This is a genomic window from Tahibacter soli (assembly GCF_025717065.2).
Taxonomy (GTDB): Bacteria; Pseudomonadota; Gammaproteobacteria; order Xanthomonadales; family Rhodanobacteraceae; genus Tahibacter; species Tahibacter soli.
Window position 1 is genome coordinate 632128 of sequence record NZ_JAOVZO020000003.1, and the last position, 17389, is coordinate 649516.

Here is a 17389-nt window from a genome sequence, read left to right on the forward strand (position 1 = left end):
CCGACCGAATCGCCTATGATCGCGCGCAGATGAGTCAACGCCAGCCACTAACCATCCTTTTTGCCGATGTTTCCGGCAGCACCAAGCTGTTCGAGACGCGTGGCGACGAAACGGCACGGCGCATCGTCGCGGCCGTGCTCGACGCGCTCGGCGAAGTGACGCAGCGGCACGGCGGCAAGGTCATCAAGACCATCGGCGACGAGGTGATGTGCACGTTTCCGGGGCCGCTCAACGGGCTGCTCGCGGCTACCGACATGCAAAAACGCGTCTCGAGCGATCCGTCGTTCGTGCGCGACAGTCTCGCGATCCGCATCGGGCTGCATCACGGCGACACGCTGGTCGAAGCGGCCGACGTCTACGGCGACGCGGTGAACACCGCGGCGCGCATGGCGTCGCTGGCCAAGCGCGAGCAGATCATCACCACGGCGTCGACCGTCACCGGCGTGACCAACGTCGGCCCGCTGCGCACGCGCTCGGTCGGCACGGCGCGCGTGTCGGGCAAGCTGCTGCCGATCGAAATCGTCGACGTGATGTGGCAGGACGACACATCCAACGTCACGACCGTGCAGCGCGTGGTCAAGCTCGCCGAAGCCGAGCAGCGCAAGGCGCGGCTGATGCTGCGCTACAAGAGCCAGGCGTTCGAGATCGACGAACTCGCGCCGCCGTTCTCGCTCGGCCGCGAGGCGAGCAACAACCTCATGATCGACGCCGAGTGGGTGTCGCGCACGCACGCGACGATCGAATACAAGCGCGGTCACTGGGTGCTCGGCGACCGTTCGACGAACGGCACGTGGGTGAAAGTCGGCGACGGCGACGAGTTGCGCCTGCATCGCGACGAGCTGCACCTGCGCAAGGCCGGCACGATCAGCCTCGGCCAGGAAACGTCGTTGAACCCGGATTTCGTGCTGATTTTTCAGTGCGTGGAAGCTTAGAACCCTCTCCCCCAAAGCGCGCAGCGCTTTGGGGGAGAGGGCAGGGTGAGGGGGCGACGCTGCGCACTTCCTCGATCTTGACGAAGATTCCTGCGTCGCCCCCTCACCCCGACCCTCTCCCCCAAGCAAGCTTGGGGGAGAGGGAGTCTTTCAAACGTACGGGTCGGCAATCCCCAGCCCCGCCAGCGCCTTGCGCTCCAGCGCCTCCATGCGTTCGGCGTCGGCCTCTTCGATGTGATCGTGGCCGATCAGATGCAGCACGCCGTGCACGGTCATGTGCGCGTAGTGGTGTTTGACCGGCTTGTTCTGTTCGGCCGCCTCTCGCGCGACCACCGGCACGCAGATCACGAGATCGCCCAGGAGCGGCAGCACGACGCCGGGCGGCAGTTCCGCCGGAAACGACAGCACGTTCGTCGCGTAGTCGCGACCGCGGTACTGGCGGTTCAACGCGCGGCCTTCGTCGGCGTCGACGAGCCGTATCGACAGTTCCGCCGCGCGCCGCCGCCGCGCGACCGACAGCGCCGCGTCGACCCACGCCGTGAAACTCGTACGCGCCGGCACGCCGCGGCGCGCCACGCCCGGCGCGTAGGACAAATGCAGGTCCAAAGCCATCAGCGCTCGAAATCGTCGGCGAACAGCACGCCGCCGCAGCCGGTGGGCACGAGCGTGACGCGGTTGCCGCCCGATTCCGGTATCGCGATGTCGCCGGTGAACTTGCCGTAGTCGATATCGGCCGGGCTCGACAGCGCGCCGCCCACGGCGGTCGACGGCGAGGTGGTCGAGAACGGCGGATCGAAGCGGCGCAGGCAGCCGCCGCCGCCGGGGCAGGTCCACGGCGTGACGTAGATCGCGCCACGGCAGTCGAGCGCGATGCCGTCGATATTGTTGAGCGGCGTGTTCGGCGCGGCGGTATCGATCAGGATCGTCGGCGTGCCGCCGCCCGTGGCGAGCGCGAGAACCTTCGCGTTGCTGCCCCAGGTCGCGATCAGCAGGCGCTGGTTTTCCGCGTCGAAGACGATGCCGTTGGGCGTCTGCGTCGTCGTCGCGAGCGGCGTCTGCACCGGCGCGGCGAGGTTCGCTATGTTGAGCGCCGTCACTTTCTTTGCGCTGAAGTCGGTGACGTACAGCGTGTCGAGGCCGTTCGACGTGATGCCGTTCAAGAAGCTCGCGCCGGCGATCGGTTCGTTGAGCACGCGCACCGCAGTGTCGATGTCGTAGCCGCGCACGCTGCCCGAGTCGAGGACGTAGAGCACGCCGCCGAGCAGTTCGATGCCGTACGGCGACGTCGGATCGTCGGTGAACACCGACAGCGTGCCGTCGGTCGCGCGCACCAGGATCTGGCCCGCGTTCTTGTTGCTGACGAAGACGCGTCCGGTGCGCGCGTGCACTTCGGTGCTTTCCGGGCCGTTCAGGGTTTGCGCGGTCGCCGCGGAAGCGGCGAAGAGTACGGCGGCGGCAAGCAGAACGCGCATCGATCAATCCTTCGGTTTCGCCTCGCGGGCTTCGTAGGCGCGAACGATACGCTGTACCAGCGGATGGCGCACGACGTCTTTCGACGTGAAGAACGTGAAGCTGATGCCGTCGACGTTGCGCAGCACCTCGATCGCGTCGCGCAGGCCCGACTGCACGTGCTTGGGCAGGTCGATCTGCGTGACGTCGCCGGTCACGACCGCCACCGAGCCGAAGCCGATGCGCGTCAGGAACATCTTCATCTGCTCGACCGTCGTGTTCTGCGCCTCGTCGAGGATCACGAACGAATCGTTCAGCGTGCGGCCGCGCATGTACGCGAGCGGCGCGATCTCGATCACGTTGCGCTCGATCAGTTTGGCCACTTTTTCAAAACCAAGCATTTCATACAATGCATCATAGAGCGGGCGCAGGTACGGATCGACCTTTTGCGTCAGATCGCCGGGCAGGAAGCCGAGCTTCTCGCCGGCCTCGACCGCGGGACGTACCAGGATCAGCCGCTGCACGCGGTTGTCCTCGAGCGCGTCGACTGCGCTCGCTACCGCGAGATAGGTCTTGCCGGTGCCAGCGGGGCCGACGCCGAAATTGATGTCGTTCGTCGCGATCGCGTGCAGATAGCGCGCCTGGTTCGCGCCGCGGCCCTTGATCGTGCCGCGCTTGACGCGAATGACGACGTCCTGCGCCTCGCCGGCGTCGCGCTCGGCGAGCGCTTCGATGCCCGACTCCTGCAGGTGCAGATTGATCGCATGGCCGTCGAGCGTTTCGGTTTCGGTCGCGTCGTACAGCGCGTGCAGCAGTTTCGCGGCGAGCGCAACGCTGCGTTCGTCGCCGATCACGCGATACTGGTTGCCGCGATTGTTGATTTCCACGCCGAGGCGCAACTCGATCTGGCGCAGATGCGCGTCGAGCGGCCCGGCGAGATTCGCCAGGCGCTCGTTGTTTTCCGGTTCGAGGATGAGGTCGCGATAAGAGGCTGTCATAACCGGCGAGGTTAGCGCGCCCCCTTCCGGCGAGCCAGTGACAAGCGTCAGAAGCCGTATTCGGCCTGCAGCGTCAGGCGGTTCGTCGTGTATTCGAGGAATCGTCCCTGCGCCTTCAGATAGTCCGCGGACAGGCCGACGCCGAAGCGCTCGCTGACGCGATAGCCGATGCCGACGCCGCCGTACCAGTCGGTGCCGTTGTCGCGGTACGTCTCGCGCGGCTCTCCGACGGGGCCATAGGCATAGGCGGTCTTCCAGCGGAACAGGCCGAGCCGCGCGGTGACGTACCAGCGCGCGTCGAGCGCGATGCGGTCGTTGAAGCCGATGCTCGAACCCGACAGGTCGATGTCGTGGCGGTGTACCGTCGTCGCGCCGCCGGCGGTGACCGGGATGTCGCGGCCGAACGTGCCGAAGTCGTTCCATCCGGCTTCGATGCCGAAGCCGTTCCAGCGCCAGCCGGCGTTGAAATTCCACGCCGACGCGGTGCCCATGCCGGGGCGTTCGATGCTCGCCGCGCCGACGCCGGCGCTGACGTACGGGCCGTTGAGGTCGGCGTGCGCGGCCGACGCCGCGCCGAGGCCGAGCGCGAGCGCCAGCGGCGTCAGGATGCTCTGGTTCATGACGATTCCATTAGTCTAATTGTGGAACAAGAAAGTCCGTCGCCGCGCGTTTTTCGGTACGCGAGGAGGGAGGTGCAGTGCGTTTGCGTGACGGCCGGCGCGTCGTGCGCTGTGCGACCGGCCGCTGCTGTGGAGTCGAAACGCCCGCCGGAAGTTCCGCGGCGCGCGCAAAAGCAAACGGGCCGCGGCGCATCCATGCGCCGCGGCCCGTCGGGGAGAGAACTTCCGGGGCTGAAACTTAGAAGCGGTATTCCGCCGTGACCGAGGTGCGGTTCGTCGTGTACTCGGCAACCTTGCCGTCGGCCTTGAAGCGGTCGAACGCGAGGCCGACGCCGAAGTTCTGGTTCACGTCGTAGCCGACGCCGACGCCGGCATACCAGTCGGTACCCTTCTCGTCGCGACGCGTACGGGGGCCGGCGGCGAGACCGAAGTCGGTATCGGCGTCCCAGCGAAACACGCCGGCGCGGCCCGAGACGTACCAGTTTTCGGCGAAGTTCACCTTGCCGTTGACGCCGAGGTTCCAGCCGGTCAGGTCGATCTTGTCGCGCACGGCGCCGCTGATCGTCGAGTACTTGTCTTCCAGGCTGCCGAAGTCGTTGTAGCCGGCTTCGAGGCCGAACGCGCCCCAGCGATAGCCGCCGTTGATCGCGAACGCGGTGTCCTTGTCGTAGTCGCCTTTCTTGAGGTCCGACTGGCCGACGTTGCCGCTGATGAACAGGCCGTCCGCCATCGCCGCCGGCAGAGCGGTCACACCGGCCAGACCCAGAGCGAGAGCCAACACCATTTTGGTTTTCATGATTTAGTTCCGAACTGTAGTTGTGGATGCATGTTGCGTCACGCCGAAACATTCCCGGTCCGTCGTGCCGTCGGGGGCAAATATTCGGGCTCAGCCGCTGAACACAAGGGCACACCGAAACTGAATGCTTTAACCGCGATTCATCGTGCGAGCGCCGGTCGATGAACATTGCCGGATAGTTTCAAGAGGTGCCTCGACCAATGTCTAAGGCGCATATGCCGAAAGTCCCGCCCGCGCCTCCGTCGTTTGGCGCATGCGTTCCGCACGTGGCACTATTCGCGCCCGCCGAACGTTCATCAGGACACGCCGTGAGCGAAGCCCCCGACGATGCCGCGCCGCTCGTGCTGTCGGTAGAGCGCCTGCGCAAGACCTACGGCGACACGGCCGCCGTCGAGGACGTGTCGTTCGCGGTGCGCCGGCACGAACTCGTGGGTCTGCTCGGCCCGAACGGCGCCGGCAAGACCACGACGATCAATATGGTGCTCGGCGTGCTCGAACCCAGCGCCGGATCGATCGCGATCGACGGCATCGACCTTGCGCGCGACCGCGCCCGCGCGCTGGCGCGCACGAATTTCGCGGCGGTCTACGCGCCGCTGCCGGGCAATCTCACGGTGCTGCAGAACCTGCGCTTCTTCGGGCGCATCTACGCGGTCGACGCGCTCGAGTCGCGCATCGAGCGACTGCTCGAACGCTTCCGCATCGCGCAGTTCCGGCACACCAAATGCGGCCTCCTGTCGTCCGGCGAACAGACGCGCGTGAGCCTCGCCAAGGCGCTGCTGAACGATCCTACGCTGCTGCTGCTCGACGAGCCGACCGCGTCGCTCGATCCGGCGACCGCGCAGGATCTGCGCGAAGCGATCCGTGCGATCGCGCGCGAGACGAACGGCGGCATCCTGTGGACCTCGCACAACATGTACGAGGTGGAAGAGGTGTGCGATCGCGTGCTGTTCCTGTCGCATGGACGCATCCTGCTCGAGGGCGACCCGCGCGAGTTGCCTGCGCAGCACGGCGCGGCGTCGCTGGAAGAACTCTTCATCCGCGTCGCGCGCGAGCCGCTCGACTTCAATACGGGTGTCCGATGAACCTGACCCGCGTCGGCGCCATCGTGGTGCGCCAGTTCTACCTCATGCGTTCGAGCCCGACGCGCGTCGTGCCGCTGTTCGCCTGGGTCGCGATCGACATCGTGCTGTGGGGCTTCATCGCGCGCTATCTCGACGGCGCGACGAAAGGCGGGCCCAACTTCGTCACGAGTCTGCTCGGCGCGGTGCTGCTGTGGGATTTCTTCACGCGCATCATGCACGGGCTGATCACGGCGTTTCTCGAAGACGTCTGGTCGCGCAATTTCCTCAACGTGTTCGCGACGCCGCTGACGATCACCGAGTACGTCGCGGGTCTCGTCGTCACCAGCGTGCTGACGAGCCTCGTCGGCCTCGTAGCGATGCTGGCGCTGGCCGGCGGCGTGTTCGGCCTGCCGTTCGCGACCTACGGCGCGGCGTTCGTGCCCTTCATCTCGATCCTGTTTCTGTTCGGGATCGCGCTCGGCATCTTCGCGAGCGCGTGCGTGCTGCGGTTCGGCCCCGCCGCGGAATGGCTCGCATGGCCGCTGCCGGCGCTGCTGTCGCCGTTCGCGGCGGTGTTCTATCCGCTGTCGGTGCTGCCGTCGTGGATGCAGTGGATCGCGCACGCGATGCCGCCGGCGTACGCGTTCGAGAACATGCGGGCGATCGTCGCGGGCAACGCCGCGTCGCCGGGCGGGCTCGCCATCGGCCTTGCGCTCGCGGTCGGCTACATCGCGCTCGCGTTCGCGTTCTTCGTGCGCATTCACAAGTCGGCCGTGCGCAGCGGCCTTCTCGCGCGCTACAGCGCCGAAAGCGCCGGATAGTGCCGGTTCGCCGAAAAGCGAGAGCGGACGCCGGAGTCCCGCGTCACCCTGCTTCCTTGCATGCCTCAACGACGCCGCTCTCGACGCGAACCGTTGCTCGTGCATCGATCGTCCGACGGTATGTGTAAATAGTCAAGTTGTAAACTCTGACAGCCGAACGCGTGACGGCGGCGTGAAGCACCCTCGTTTCTTCTGGATCCGTCGCGTCATTCGAAACCGTTCGTGAAGATCGCGTCGACGCGCGCCTCGTCGGCACCGATGTCGTACGCGCCGGCGCGCGCGTCGCGGTCGATGTCGTCGACGACCGACGCGAGCGCCTCGCCGCGATCGATCGCGGGGCTTCCCGCGGGCAGCCGGCAGTTCGCGTCGACGACGAATGCGGCGGCGAGGCTGTTCGTGTCGGCGTTCACGGCCGCGCGCCATTGCGCGAGCGTGCCGCCGCCGTCGATCGGGCTGCCGGGACGTGCGTCGACGAATTCGCAGACGCCCGTCGTGTCGCGAAAACCGTTCCAGTCGCTGCCGGGATTGCCGGCGAGGCCCGACAGGCCGCCGAGTTCGTCCGAATGGCGAATCGCGATGCAGCGACCGCCGTTCTGCACGACGAGGTTGTTGCGCAGCTGCGTGCCGACGCTCGCCGGGCGGCCCGCTTGCGGATCGTAGTCCTGAAAAGTGACGCCGAAATACAGCGCCGCGTGGCCTAGATTGGCCGTGTCGACGATCGTATTGTTCGCGACGATCGCGTTCTGCGCGGCGTACAGACCGATGCCGGCGTAGTTCGCGCCGCGCACGCAGTTGTTGCGCACGATGCCGCGAATCGCCTCGTAGTATCCGGGGTTGAGCGTCGTGTCGAAGAACTCGGGGCTCGTGTCGAAGCCGACGAGAATGCCCGCGACGCCGGCGTTCTCGATGCGGTTGCGTTCGATCACGACGTCGGCGGCGCCGCCCTTGAAGTACACGCCGGTCGTCGCGGTGTCGTGGATGTAGCTGTCCTGCACGATCATGCGCGCGCCGTTGACGTTGTCGATGCCTTCGGCGTTCTTGTCGTCGAGCGGCGTGCCGGGCGGATAGCCCGCGCCGGAGTTCCAGATCTCGGTGCGGCGAATCGTCACGTCGTCGCACTTGGGCGTGATCTTGATCGCGTCGCGGCCGGTGTCGTGAATCTTGCAATCTTCCACAATGACGTTCGACGCGCCGGTGCCGCTCGGATTGCCCTGCGAGTCCCAGTCGGTCTGCAGGAATACGCCGTAGTACCAGCCGCCCGATATCTCCAGCCGCGACAGGCGGCTGCCCGACGCCTCGGGGTCGATCTGCACGCACACGGTGTCGGGCACGTCGAGCGGGCAGGCGATATGCGCCCATTCGCCGGCGCGCGAGCGCAGCGTCAGCGGCACGCGCAGGCGCACCTCGACTTCGTTGTAGACGTTCGCGCCGGGCAGGCCGCGCAGCGTAACCGTGTCGCCGGCCGAAACGATGTCGTTCGCCGGATCGAGTACGTGCGAGAGCGTGCGAAACGGCAGCGCGAGCGAGCCGTTGCCGTTCGCGTCGCTGCCGGCGGTGGAGACGAACCACTCGGCGCCGTGCGCGGCGGGCGCGAGCGAGGCGAGTACGACGAACGCGATGCGCATCGGCGTCTCCATCAGTAGTCGAACGGATCGGTGAAGATCGCGTCGCGCGACGCGATCTCGCTCGTGTTGCCGTCGGCGTCGGTCGCGACCAGTACGAGTGCGCCGCCGGCGAGCGCCGCCGTCGGCAGCGTCACGGTCTTGGGCGCCTGCGCCTCGGCCGCGGTGTACGCGAACGACGCGGCGAGGTTCTGCGGCTGTCCGCCGGCGCCGGTCGCGACGTCGATCGCGAGCGGATACGCCGCGTTCGCGGGCAGCGTGTCGACGCGGAACGTCAGCGTGGCCGTCGTGCCCGTGGTCGTCAGCGCTTCGACGACCGGCGCGTTCTGCAGGCGGTTGCTGCCGGCGTCGGCGTCGCCCGCGTCGTTCGGCGTGACGCCGTCGGCGAACGAACCCGTCGCAAGGTCGAGCGCCAACCCGCGGTTGTACGCGTAGCGATTGCGGCCGGCATCGACATTGCGGCAGCCGATGACCGCGACGCCGGCGCCGCGGTTGTAGGCGATCGTGTTGCCGGCGATCGCGATATCGCAGGTGTCGTTGCCGGCGATGCTCACGGCCGGCTGCGGGCTGCCGGGCGTGCCGCCGTTCGACAATGGCCGCATGCCGGTGACGTCGGTGCCGATCGCGTTGCCTTCGATGCGCGTGCCGGCGTAGGCGGCGGCGCCGGTCGTGTTCAATGCGATCGCGCCGAGCGGGTTGCCGGAAATCACGTTGCGCGCGCCGGGCTGCGTGCCGCCGATGCGCGCGTTGGTCAGGCGCGCGGAGGTATAGATCGCGGGGAAGCTCGTATGGCCGATCGCCTGCGTGCCGCTGCGATCGGTGCCGATGAGGTTGCCCTGCACGGCAAGGCCGTTGCCGTCGCGCTGCAGCACGATCGCGCCGAACATCCCGCTGATGAGGTTGCGCGCGGCGGGCGCCGTGCCGCCGACGACGTATGCGCCCGTGGCGTAGGTGACGATGCCGTAGCCGCGGCCGCCCGACGTGTTCACGGCGGCGACGGTGCCGTCGATGTCGGTGCCGAGAAAGCAGCCTTCGATGCGATGCGCCGCCGTGCCCCACAGCTGGAACTGCTGCGCGAAGCGGCTGACCGCGAGGCCGCGAAACGCGCTGGCGCCCTGCGACGGAAAGTTCGGCGAAATTTCAAAGCCGTTCTGTTGCGTGCCGAACGCGGTGCCGGGCGTCACTTCGATTTTCAGGATCGTGTCGAGCCCGCCCGTGTCGGCGGAGATGGTGTTCGGCGCGGCGCCCGGCTGCGTATAGCCGTCGATCTCGACGGCGTTGTCGATGCGCGGCAGCGAGGTTGCGCCGACCGCGATGCGCCAGTGGCCGGTCGCGGCCTGATAGCTCGCGTCGCTCGCCGGTATCGCGAATTCGATGCGGTCGGGCGCGGGATTCAGGTTGGCGTTTTCCATCGCGCCGCGCAGCGAACAGTCGCCGGGCGTCGCGCCGTCGCAGGCGACGAGCGAGGCGTCGCTGCCGGTGTCGACGACGAAGGTTGCGGCGGACGCGTCGCCGGCGGCGCATAGCGCGGCGAATACCAGGGCAGGGAAGCTCTTCATGGGATTCACTCGCTGTAGCGGAAGCGGCCGTCGGCGACGACGACGGTCGCGCCGTCGTTCGCGGTCAGCGTGCCGGAGAAGCGCGCGTCGATGCGCGTCGGGTTCCTGGCCAGCACGTCGACGTCGACGGTGACGTCGAACCCGAGCGCGCCGCCGACGAGATAGCGTTCGCGCGAAAGGTTGGCGACTTGCGCGGCGTTGCCGACCGACGCCTCGCGCGTGCGCACGACGTAGCGGCCGGGTTTGTCGACGCCGGCCACGTTGAGGTTGAACGTCTGCTCGTTCGCGTCCTTCGGGCCGAACGAGCCCGCCATGATCAGCCGGCGCGCCATGCCCGGCGGGTCGAACGCGCCGAAGATCTCGCGGTCGGCCTTCCACGGCTTGCCGTCGAGCGTCATCGTCAGCACGTTGCCGGCGGCGGCGGGCGGCGGCGCGGGCGCTGCGGCGGCGGGCGCCGTCGTGACCGGCGGCGGCACCGCGGCATCGTTGGAGCAGCCGGCGGCGAGCGCGGCGCACAGCAACACGACGAGGCGCCTCACGGGGCGACGCCGTCGGCGAAGAACGAATCGGGGCATGTCGGACTCCAGGGTGGACATATCCGGACATACGCCGTCCGCGCCCGGACCTGACACGACACCTTCTGTAGACTGCATGCGGGAGGGGCGGCATGACCCAGACGGATACCGAGGTGACGCGACTGCTCAGGCAGTGGCGCGACGGCGACGAGGCGTCGCTCGACGCGCTGCTGCCGCACGTCTACGACGAGCTGCGCCGGCTGGCCGCACACGAGCTGCGCGGCCAGCACGGCCACGACACGCTGCAGCCGACCGCGCTCGTCAACGACGTGTTCGTGCGGCTGCTCGGCGCCGCGCGCGTCGACATCTCCAACCGCAAGCACCTGTTCGCCACGGCAGCGAAGCTGATGCGCCAGATCCTGATCGATCGCGCGCGCGCCCAGTCGCGCGAAAAACGCGGCGGCGGGCACTGGCAGCGCGCCGACCTCGTCGAGGCGATCGGCCTGCCGATCGAGGAGAACACGTCGCTGCCGGCGCTCGACGAAGCGCTGCGCGCGCTCGAGGCGCTCGATCCGCGCATGGCGCAGATCGTCGAGCTGCGCTACTTCGGCGGACTGGAAGTGTCCGAAGTTGCACATTTGCTCGAAGTGGACGAGCGCACCGTCTACCGCGACTGGGCGATGGCGCGCGCGTGGCTGCGCGAACGGCTGGACTGACGATGTCAGCCGGCGGCGCGAATGCGCGTATGGGCGAGAACCAGCCAGAGACGCACCGGGGTGATCGCTTGCCGGTCGAGAACATGACGCCGCAGCGCTTCGGCGAACTGCGCACGCAGTTTCACGCGTTGATGGAGCTGGCGCCCGAGCGTCGCGCGGAGCGTTTGGCCGCCATCGGCGAACACGACGCCGGCCTGCGCGCGGCGCTCGAACGCCTGCTTGCGAACCTGCACGCGCCCGATCTCGATCCGCCGCAGCCGTCCGGGTCGCACGACGCGCTGCCGGCATCGCGGATCATCGGCGCGTTTCGCCTCGTCGAACGCATCGGCCGCGGCGGGATGGGCGAGGTGTATCTCGCCGAGCGCGTCGACGGCGGCTTCGAGCAGCGCGTGGCGTTGAAGCTCGTGCGCGGCGGCGCGCTGTCGCGCGATCTCGCGCGGCGCTTCGCGCGCGAGCGGCAGCTGCTGGCGCGCCTCGCGCATCCGAATATCGCGCGGCTGATCGACGGCGGCGTGACGGGAGACGCGCGGCCATGGCTGGCGATGGAATACGTCGACGGGCGTTCGATCGCGCGCTACGCGACCGACGAGGCGCTCGATCTGGCCCGGCGCGTCGCGCTCGTGCGGCGCGTCTGCGCGGCGGTCGCGTTCGCGCACGGCCACCTCGTCGTGCATCGCGACATCAAGCCGGCGAACATCCTCGTCGGCGCCGACGGCGAACCGAAACTGCTCGACTTCGGCATCGCCAAGCTCGTGGACGACGATGTCGAGGCGACGCGTACCGTGCTGCCGGCGCTGACCGTGCGCTACGCGGCGCCCGAGCAGATCGCCGGCGACCGCACGACGACGGCGACCGACGTCTACGCGCTCGGCGTGCTGCTGTTCGAACTCGCCGCCGGCCGCTCGCCGTATGCGCGCGCGCAGGCCGGCGACAGCGACTGGACGCAGGCCGTGATCGGCGAGGCGCCGACGCGACTGTCCGACGCGCTCGCGCCGGGGCCGGACCGGCGCCGCGCGCGCGGCGATCTCGATCGCATCGTCGAGAAGGCGCTCGCGAAAGCCCCTGGCGAACGCTATGCCGGCGCCGCCGCGTTCGGCGACGACCTCGACGACTGGCTCGCCGGCCGCGCGCTGCGCAGCGGCATCGGCGGCACGCGCGCGCTGACGCGGCAGATGCTGCGCCGCTGGCGCTGGCCGCTCGCATTGGTCGGCGCGACGGTGCTCGCGCTCGGTGTCGGCGCGGTCGTCGCGATCGGCCAGGCGCGGCGCGCCCAGGAGCAGGCGGCGATCGCCCAGGCGAACCTCGATGCGATGCTCGGCGTGCTCTCGGCGGCCAATCCGCACAAGTTCGCCGGTCGCGAACCGAACGCGAGCGAGTTTCTGAAAACCGCGGCGGCAACGCTCGAAGCGGAGTATGCGCAGCAGCCGGCGCTGATCGGCAACGCGCTCGGCGAGATCGGCCACGGCCTGATCAACCTCGGCCGCGCGCGCGACGCCGAGCCGGTGCTCGTCGCGGCGGTCGCGGCGATCGAGCGCGATCCCGGCGCGAGCGCGGCGCGCAAGCTCGGCACGTACAAGCTGCTCGTGTTCTCGCAGGACTACGCCGACGCCGCGCCGCGCGCGCTAGCGACGGCGCGGCGCATCGAGGCGCTCGCGGGCGAGCCGGACGCCGATCCCTCGCACGCGCTCGACGCGCTCGGCAGCGCGGCCGGCGTCTTGTCCAAAAGGGGATATTTCGACGAGGCGGCGCACCTCTTCGCGCGCGGCGACGCGCTCGCGTTTCGGGGCCTCAGCGCCGCGGCGCGCGAAAACTACTGGCGGCAGCGCGCGTGGGTCGCGCTGCGGGCGGCGGATTCGACGGCGGCATCCGACGCGATCGCGCGCTCGCTGTCGGCACAGGGCGAGGATGCCGCGGATTTCACGGCGCTGCGCCGCGCCGAAGCGCATGCGCTCGCCGCGGAAATCGCGCTGGCGGCCGGCGACGAAAAACGGGCGGGCGAATCACTGGCGCTCGCCGCGCCGGCGCTGCTCGACGAATATCCGGCCGGCCATGCGCAGCGCGCGGCGTTCGATGTGCTGAGGGCGCGGTATCGATTGCAGAACGGCGACGCCGCCGGCGCGAGCGAACTGGCGCAGTCGGCGGTCGCGGCGCTCGGCGACGCCGATGACGCGGCGAAGGATCGCCTGCAGGCGCGCTGCACGATCGCGCGAAGCCATGCGGCGCTCGGGGCGTGCGATGCGTCTCGCGCGGCGCTGGCGCTGGCAAAGGCGGAGCGCGACGCGCTGCAACCGCTGCTGCCGCGCGAGCGTGCGGCGTTCGATGCGGCGAGCGCCGCGGTCGAAAAGAACTGCGCGCGTTAAGCGTCGACCGCCACGCGTCCGCGCAGCGAATTCGCCATCGCCTCGGTGACGATCACGTCGACGAACGTGCCGATCAGGCGCGCCGGTGCGGCAAAGTTCACATAGCGCATGTTTTCGGTGCGGCCGGTCAGCTCGTTCGGATCCTTGCGGCTCGGGCCTTCGACCAGCACGGTCTGGCGCGTGCCGACCATCGACTGGCTGATCTTCATCGCGTTCGCGGTGACGGCCGCCTGCAGGCGCGCCAGGCGCTCGCTCTTGACCGCCGCCGGCGTGTCGTCGTCGAGGTTCGACGCGGGCGTGCCGGGACGCTTGGAGTAGATGAAGCTGAAGCTCTGGTCGAAGCCCACGTCTTCGATCAGCTTCATCGTCTTGTCGAAATCGGCGTCGGTTTCGCCGGGAAAGCCGACGATGAAATCGGACGAAACGGAAATGTCCGGGCGCACCGCGCGCAGCTTGCGGATCTTCTGCTTGAACTCGAGCGCGGTGTAGCCGCGCTTCATCGCCGCGAGAATGCGGTCGGAACCCGCCTGCACCGGCAGGTGCAGGTAGTTGGCCAGCTGCGGCACGCTCGCGTACGCCTCGACCAGCGAGTCGGAGAACTCGAGCGGGTGCGAGGTGGTGAAGCGGATGCGGCCGATGCCGTCGATCTGCGCGATCGCGTGGATCAGGAGCGCAAGGTCGGCGACGCCGCCGTCGTGCATCGCGCCGCGATACGCGTTGACGTTCTGGCCGAGCAGGTTGATTTCGCGCACGTTCTGTTCGGCGAGCGCCGCCACTTCGGCGACGACGTCGTCGAACGGCCGGCTGACCTCGTCGCCGCGCGTGTACGGCACGACACAGAACGTGCAGTACTTGGAGCAGCCTTCCATGATCGACACGAACGCCGTCGGACCTTCGGCACGCGGCTCCGGCAGCTTGTCGAACTTTTCGATTTCCGGAAACGAGATGTCGACCTGCGGCTTGCCGCTGGAGCGGCGCGCTTCGATCATCTCGGGCAGGCGATGCAGCGTCTGCGGGCCGAACACGAGATCGACGAACGGCGCGCGCTTGACGATCGCGTCGCCTTCCTGCGACGCGACGCAGCCCCCGACGCCGATCACGACGTTCTTGTTCGCCTTTTTCAGTTCGCGCCAGCGTCCGAGCTGCGAGAACACCTTCTCCTGCGCCTTTTCGCGCACCGAGCAGGTATTGATCAGGATGACGTCGGCCTCGGCCTCGTTCTGGGTCAGTTCGAGGCCGTGGGCGGCGGCGAGCACGTCGGCCATCTTGGACGAGTCGTACTCGTTCATCTGGCATCCGTGGGTCTTGATGTACAGCTTGCCGGACATGGGCGGTCGCAAAAACTTGAGTGAGCGCGGCAGTTTACGCGTCCGGCGCCTGCGGCGCCATCGGCCTGGCCATGGCGGGGCCCGGCGATTTCGTGGCGCCGCGCCCGTTTCGGCAACGCCGGACTTGCCCGGACCTTCCCAAATATCAGAAACTTGGGCGACCGACCTGAATCGCTCGTGAAGTTGTCGGTACGCGCAGGGGAGCGAAAGCGCGGAGCTTTTCCCGCCTTGACGGAGTCAAGAACGGGCTGCTGTCGCACGGCGTCAGCAGTTGGACAGGAAAATCCGTCGCCTTCGCACGCAGTCGCAACGAACCATGCCCGATATCCGTACCCGCCGCCGTCCCCGTTCCGCCTGGCTCTGCGCCGCGGCGCTGCTGTTGCTCGCGCCGCAGGCTTTCGCCGGCGGCCTGTTCCGCTGCAGCGGCAAGAACGGCGAGCTCGCCTACACGAACCGGCCGGCCGGCTACGCCAACTGCACGCAGGTCTCGAGCTATTCCGAGCCGCCGCCGAAGGCGCCGGTCGCCACGGCCGCGACCGCAGCGCCGGCGTCGATGCCGAACGCGCCGGTGCCCGAACGCACGGCGGCCGTGAAGTCGACGCAGCCGCAATGGCACTACAACGATGCGGCCGGCAGCAAGACGCCCGCGGTCGCCGCCGCCGGCGCGGCCACGGCGACGCCGGCCGAGGGCGACAAGAAGGCCGACAACAAGGTGCTGCGCGGCGCGGTGTACAAGATCAGCAAGGCGAACGGCATCACCGAGTACACGAACATCCGCCCGTCCGGCCGTCGATACCAGGTGCTGTTCACGTACATCTCCACCTGCTACGCCTGCGACATCCGCTCGAAGGTCAATTTCACGACGACGCGCCTGAACCGCGATGCGTACCGCGCCGAAATCGCCGCCGCGGCGATCGAGTTCAGCGTCGACGAAGCGCTGCTGCGCGCGGTCGTGCATGCCGAGTCGGCGTTCAATCCGAACGCGCTGTCGAACAAGGGCGCGCAGGGCCTGATGCAGCTGATGCCGGGCACCGCCGACGACATGGGCGTCGACAACCCGTTTGACGCCACGCAGAACATCCGCGGCGGCGCGCAGTACCTTGCGTACCTGCTCAAGAACTTCCAGGGCGACGAACGTCTCGCGGTGGCCGCGTACAACGCAGGCCCCGGCAACGTGCAGAAGTACGGCGGCGTGCCGCCGTTCGACGAGACGCGCGTCTACGTCTCGCGCGTGCATACGCTGCGCGACCGTTACCGCGAAACGAGCCTGTAGCCGGGAATCGCTTCCGCTTCCGGCGACGCAGTTCGATTCGCGGCGCGCTTCCCGCTACGGGTTCGGCACCTGGCCCTGGCGATTGAGCACGGGCCGCTGCACGAGCGTCACCTGCGCCTCGAACGCGATGCCGGCGCGCAAGCCCTCGATCTTGACCGTGGTGTCGGGCGGCGTCGCCGCTTCGCGCTTGCGCAGGTCGACCGCGTCGAGGATGTCGGCGCCGTCGAACTTCAGCACGATGTCGGCCGGCTGCAGGCCGGCAAGCGCGGCCGGACTCTGCGGGTAGACGTCGTAGACCTGCGCCCCGCGCGCGGCGGCGGGCAGGCCGGAATTTGCCGCGACGGACACGCGGCCGTATTCGATGCCGATCCAGCCGCGTACGACGATGCCCTTGGCGACGATCTGGTCGAGCACCTCTTTGGCCGTCGCCACCGGAATCGCGAAGCCGATGCCCTCGGCGCCGTACTGCTGCGGCAGGTTCGCGGTGTTGATGCCGACGAGATCGCCGTAGGCGTTGATCAGCGCGCCGCCGGAGTTGCCGACGTTGATCGCCGCGTCGGTCTGGATGAAATCTTCGTAGGTCCACTGGTTGAGCTGCCGGCCGACGGCGCTCACGACGCCCATCGTCACCGTCTTGCCGAAGCCGAACGGATTGCCGATCGCGAGCACCACGTCGCCGACGGCCGGCGTCGGGCTGTCGGTCAGCTTCATGGTCGGCAGGTCGGTCGCGGCGATCTTGAGCACGGCGAGGTCGGTGTCCTCGTCGCCGCCGACGAGGCGCGCGGCGGCGAAACGGCCGTCGGACAGCAGCACCTGGATGTCGTTGGAGCGCGCGATGACGTGGTTGTTGGTCAGCACGTAGCCGTCCGAGCCCACGATCACGCCGGAGCCGAGGCTCTGCTGGCGGCGCTGGTAGGCCGGCCCCACGCTGATGCCGAACAGCTTCTGCGTAACGGGATCGGGGTACAGCACCTGCTGGCGCTCGGTGATCACCTTGTTCGCGTAGATGCTGACGACGGCCGGGGCGGCCTTGGCCACGGCGTCGGCGTACGAAACCTGGCCGACGCTGCGCGAGCCCGCAGGCGCGACCGGCGCGTCGGCCGACGCCGGCGCGTCGCCGCGCAGCCACCCGCCGGCGTCGGGCCACAGGCGCGTGATCACGAACGCGACGGCGAGGCCTATCGTGGCGAATTGCAACAGGAACGCGAGCGCGCGCAACGCAGGTTTCATCGGTCGTCCAGGTGGCTTTGCGGCGCAATGGTGCTGCGTCCGCGGCAAGGCGGGATGAGCCGCAGGTTTGATTGTGCGCTGCCGGCTCACTCGCTAAACTAACACGATT

The 17389-nt window shown here is 68.5% G+C and carries 15 protein-coding genes and 1 pseudogene; 6 read left to right on the forward strand and 10 right to left on the reverse strand.

Features of this window, described 5'->3' with window-relative positions; translation table 11 throughout:
• Window positions 1-29: 29 nt before the first annotated feature.
• Window positions 30-932: an adenylate/guanylate cyclase domain-containing protein gene (locus OD750_RS05255; protein WP_263543218.1), complete on the forward strand. Its 903-nt coding sequence runs from the start codon at window positions 30-32 to the stop codon at window positions 930-932.
• A gap of 150 nt (window positions 933-1082) precedes the next feature.
• Here the strand turns inward: OD750_RS05255 and ybeY are convergent, their stop codons facing one another.
• From ybeY to OD750_RS05280, 5 genes are all read right to left on the reverse strand, one after another.
• Window positions 1083-1544, reverse strand: coding sequence for an rRNA maturation RNase YbeY (gene ybeY / locus OD750_RS05260; RefSeq protein ID WP_263543219.1), 462 nt, complete (start codon window positions 1542-1544; stop codon window positions 1083-1085).
• Entirely contained in the window at window positions 1544-2404 is an 861-nt protein-coding gene (locus OD750_RS05265) for an SMP-30/gluconolactonase/LRE family protein (protein WP_263543220.1), read from the reverse strand. Before OD750_RS05265 ends, ybeY begins: the two co-directional genes overlap by 1 nt.
• A 3-nt stretch (window positions 2405-2407) precedes the next feature.
• A complete protein-coding gene (locus tag OD750_RS05270) occupies window positions 2408-3379 on the reverse strand; it encodes a PhoH family protein (protein WP_263543221.1) in 972 nt (323 codons plus the stop codon).
• A 47-nt stretch (window positions 3380-3426) separates the two neighbouring features.
• On the reverse strand, window positions 3427-3999 hold the full coding sequence (locus tag OD750_RS05275) for a porin family protein (protein WP_263543222.1): 573 nt from the start codon (window positions 3997-3999) through the stop codon (window positions 3427-3429).
• A 238-nt stretch (window positions 4000-4237) separates the two neighbouring features.
• Window positions 4238-4795, reverse strand: coding sequence for a porin family protein (locus OD750_RS05280; RefSeq protein ID WP_263543223.1), 558 nt, complete (start codon window positions 4793-4795; stop codon window positions 4238-4240).
• A 308-nt stretch (window positions 4796-5103) separates the two neighbouring features.
• On the opposite strand from OD750_RS05280, the gene OD750_RS05285 reads away from it, so the two are divergent.
• A complete protein-coding gene (locus tag OD750_RS05285; protein ID WP_263543224.1) occupies window positions 5104-5877 on the forward strand; it encodes an ABC transporter ATP-binding protein in 774 nt (257 codons plus the stop codon).
• Window positions 5874-6509: pseudogene (locus OD750_RS05290) on the forward strand (ABC transporter permease); the annotation flags it as partial. The gene OD750_RS05285 and the pseudogene OD750_RS05290, both read left to right, overlap by 4 nt.
• Window positions 6510-6883: 374 nt before the next feature.
• On the opposite strand, the gene OD750_RS05295 reads toward OD750_RS05290, so the two are convergent.
• From OD750_RS05295 to OD750_RS05305, 3 genes are read right to left on the reverse strand one after another with little or no spacing between them, the layout of a single operon-like run.
• Window positions 6884-8302 (reverse strand): right-handed parallel beta-helix repeat-containing protein, encoded by a 1419-nt coding sequence (locus tag OD750_RS05295; protein WP_263543226.1) that lies wholly within the window; start codon window positions 8300-8302, stop codon window positions 6884-6886.
• An 11-nt stretch (window positions 8303-8313) separates the two neighbouring features.
• On the reverse strand, window positions 8314-9858 hold the full coding sequence (locus OD750_RS05300) for a hypothetical protein (protein WP_263543227.1): 1545 nt from the start codon (window positions 9856-9858) through the stop codon (window positions 8314-8316).
• Between the two features lie 5 nt (window positions 9859-9863).
• The gene (locus tag OD750_RS05305) at window positions 9864-10397 is read right to left on the reverse strand and encodes a hypothetical protein (RefSeq protein ID WP_263543228.1); all 534 of its coding nucleotides are present in this window, start codon (window positions 10395-10397) and stop codon (window positions 9864-9866) included.
• 128 nt (window positions 10398-10525) lie between these two features.
• On the opposite strand from OD750_RS05305, the gene OD750_RS05310 reads away from it, so the two are divergent.
• Both OD750_RS05310 and OD750_RS05315 read left to right on the forward strand, forming a co-directional pair.
• Window positions 10526-11089: an ECF-type sigma factor gene (locus tag OD750_RS05310; protein WP_263543229.1), complete on the forward strand. Its 564-nt coding sequence runs from the start codon at window positions 10526-10528 to the stop codon at window positions 11087-11089.
• A gap of 68 nt (window positions 11090-11157) precedes the next feature.
• Complete coding sequence (locus OD750_RS05315; protein ID WP_263543230.1) at window positions 11158-13449, forward strand: serine/threonine-protein kinase; 2292 nt, start codon at window positions 11158-11160, stop codon at window positions 13447-13449.
• Here the strand turns inward: OD750_RS05315 and miaB are convergent.
• On the reverse strand, window positions 13446-14777 hold the full coding sequence (gene miaB / locus OD750_RS05320; RefSeq protein ID WP_263543231.1) for a tRNA (N6-isopentenyl adenosine(37)-C2)-methylthiotransferase MiaB: 1332 nt from the start codon (window positions 14775-14777) through the stop codon (window positions 13446-13448). The two genes, OD750_RS05315 and miaB, sit on opposite strands and share 4 nt — an antisense overlap.
• 316 nt (window positions 14778-15093) lie before the next feature.
• Between miaB and OD750_RS05325 the strand changes: the two genes are divergently transcribed.
• Window positions 15094-16050 (forward strand): lytic transglycosylase domain-containing protein, encoded by a 957-nt coding sequence (locus OD750_RS05325; protein WP_263543232.1) that lies wholly within the window; start codon window positions 15094-15096, stop codon window positions 16048-16050.
• Between the two features lie 54 nt (window positions 16051-16104).
• On the opposite strand, the gene OD750_RS05330 is transcribed toward OD750_RS05325, so the two are convergent.
• On the reverse strand, window positions 16105-17280 hold the full coding sequence (locus tag OD750_RS05330; RefSeq protein ID WP_263543233.1) for a S1C family serine protease: 1176 nt from the start codon (window positions 17278-17280) through the stop codon (window positions 16105-16107).
• Between the last annotated feature and the right edge of the window lie 109 nt (window positions 17281-17389).

Bases quoted from the DNA above. Each gene is read 5' to 3' on its own strand.
- OD750_RS05265 (WP_263543220.1), bottom strand. From the start codon at position 2,404: ATGCGCGTTCTGCTTGCCGCCGCCGTACTCTTCGCCGCTTCCGCGGCG.
- OD750_RS05325 (WP_263543232.1), top strand. From the start codon at position 15,094: ATGCCCGATATCCGTACCCGCCGCCGTCCCCGTTCCGCCTGGCTCTGC.
- OD750_RS05330 (WP_263543233.1), bottom strand. From the start codon at position 17,280: ATGAAACCTGCGTTGCGCGCGCTCGCGTTCCTGTTGCAATTCGCCACG.
- OD750_RS05255 (WP_263543218.1), top strand. From the start codon at position 30: ATGAGTCAACGCCAGCCACTAACCATCCTTTTTGCCGATGTTTCCGGC.
- OD750_RS05280 (WP_263543223.1), bottom strand. From the start codon at position 4,795: ATGAAAACCAAAATGGTGTTGGCTCTCGCTCTGGGTCTGGCCGGTGTG.
- OD750_RS05270 (WP_263543221.1), bottom strand. From the start codon at position 3,379: ATGACAGCCTCTTATCGCGACCTCATCCTCGAACCGGAAAACAACGAG.
- OD750_RS05310 (WP_263543229.1), top strand. From the start codon at position 10,526: ATGACCCAGACGGATACCGAGGTGACGCGACTGCTCAGGCAGTGGCGC.
- OD750_RS05300 (WP_263543227.1), bottom strand. From the start codon at position 9,858: ATGAAGAGCTTCCCTGCCCTGGTATTCGCCGCGCTATGCGCCGCCGGC.
- ybeY (WP_263543219.1), bottom strand. From the start codon at position 1,544: ATGGCTTTGGACCTGCATTTGTCCTACGCGCCGGGCGTGGCGCGCCGC.
- OD750_RS05295 (WP_263543226.1), bottom strand. From the start codon at position 8,302: ATGCGCATCGCGTTCGTCGTACTCGCCTCGCTCGCGCCCGCCGCGCAC.
- OD750_RS05275 (WP_263543222.1), bottom strand. From the start codon at position 3,999: ATGAACCAGAGCATCCTGACGCCGCTGGCGCTCGCGCTCGGCCTCGGC.
- miaB (WP_263543231.1), bottom strand. From the start codon at position 14,777: ATGTCCGGCAAGCTGTACATCAAGACCCACGGATGCCAGATGAACGAG.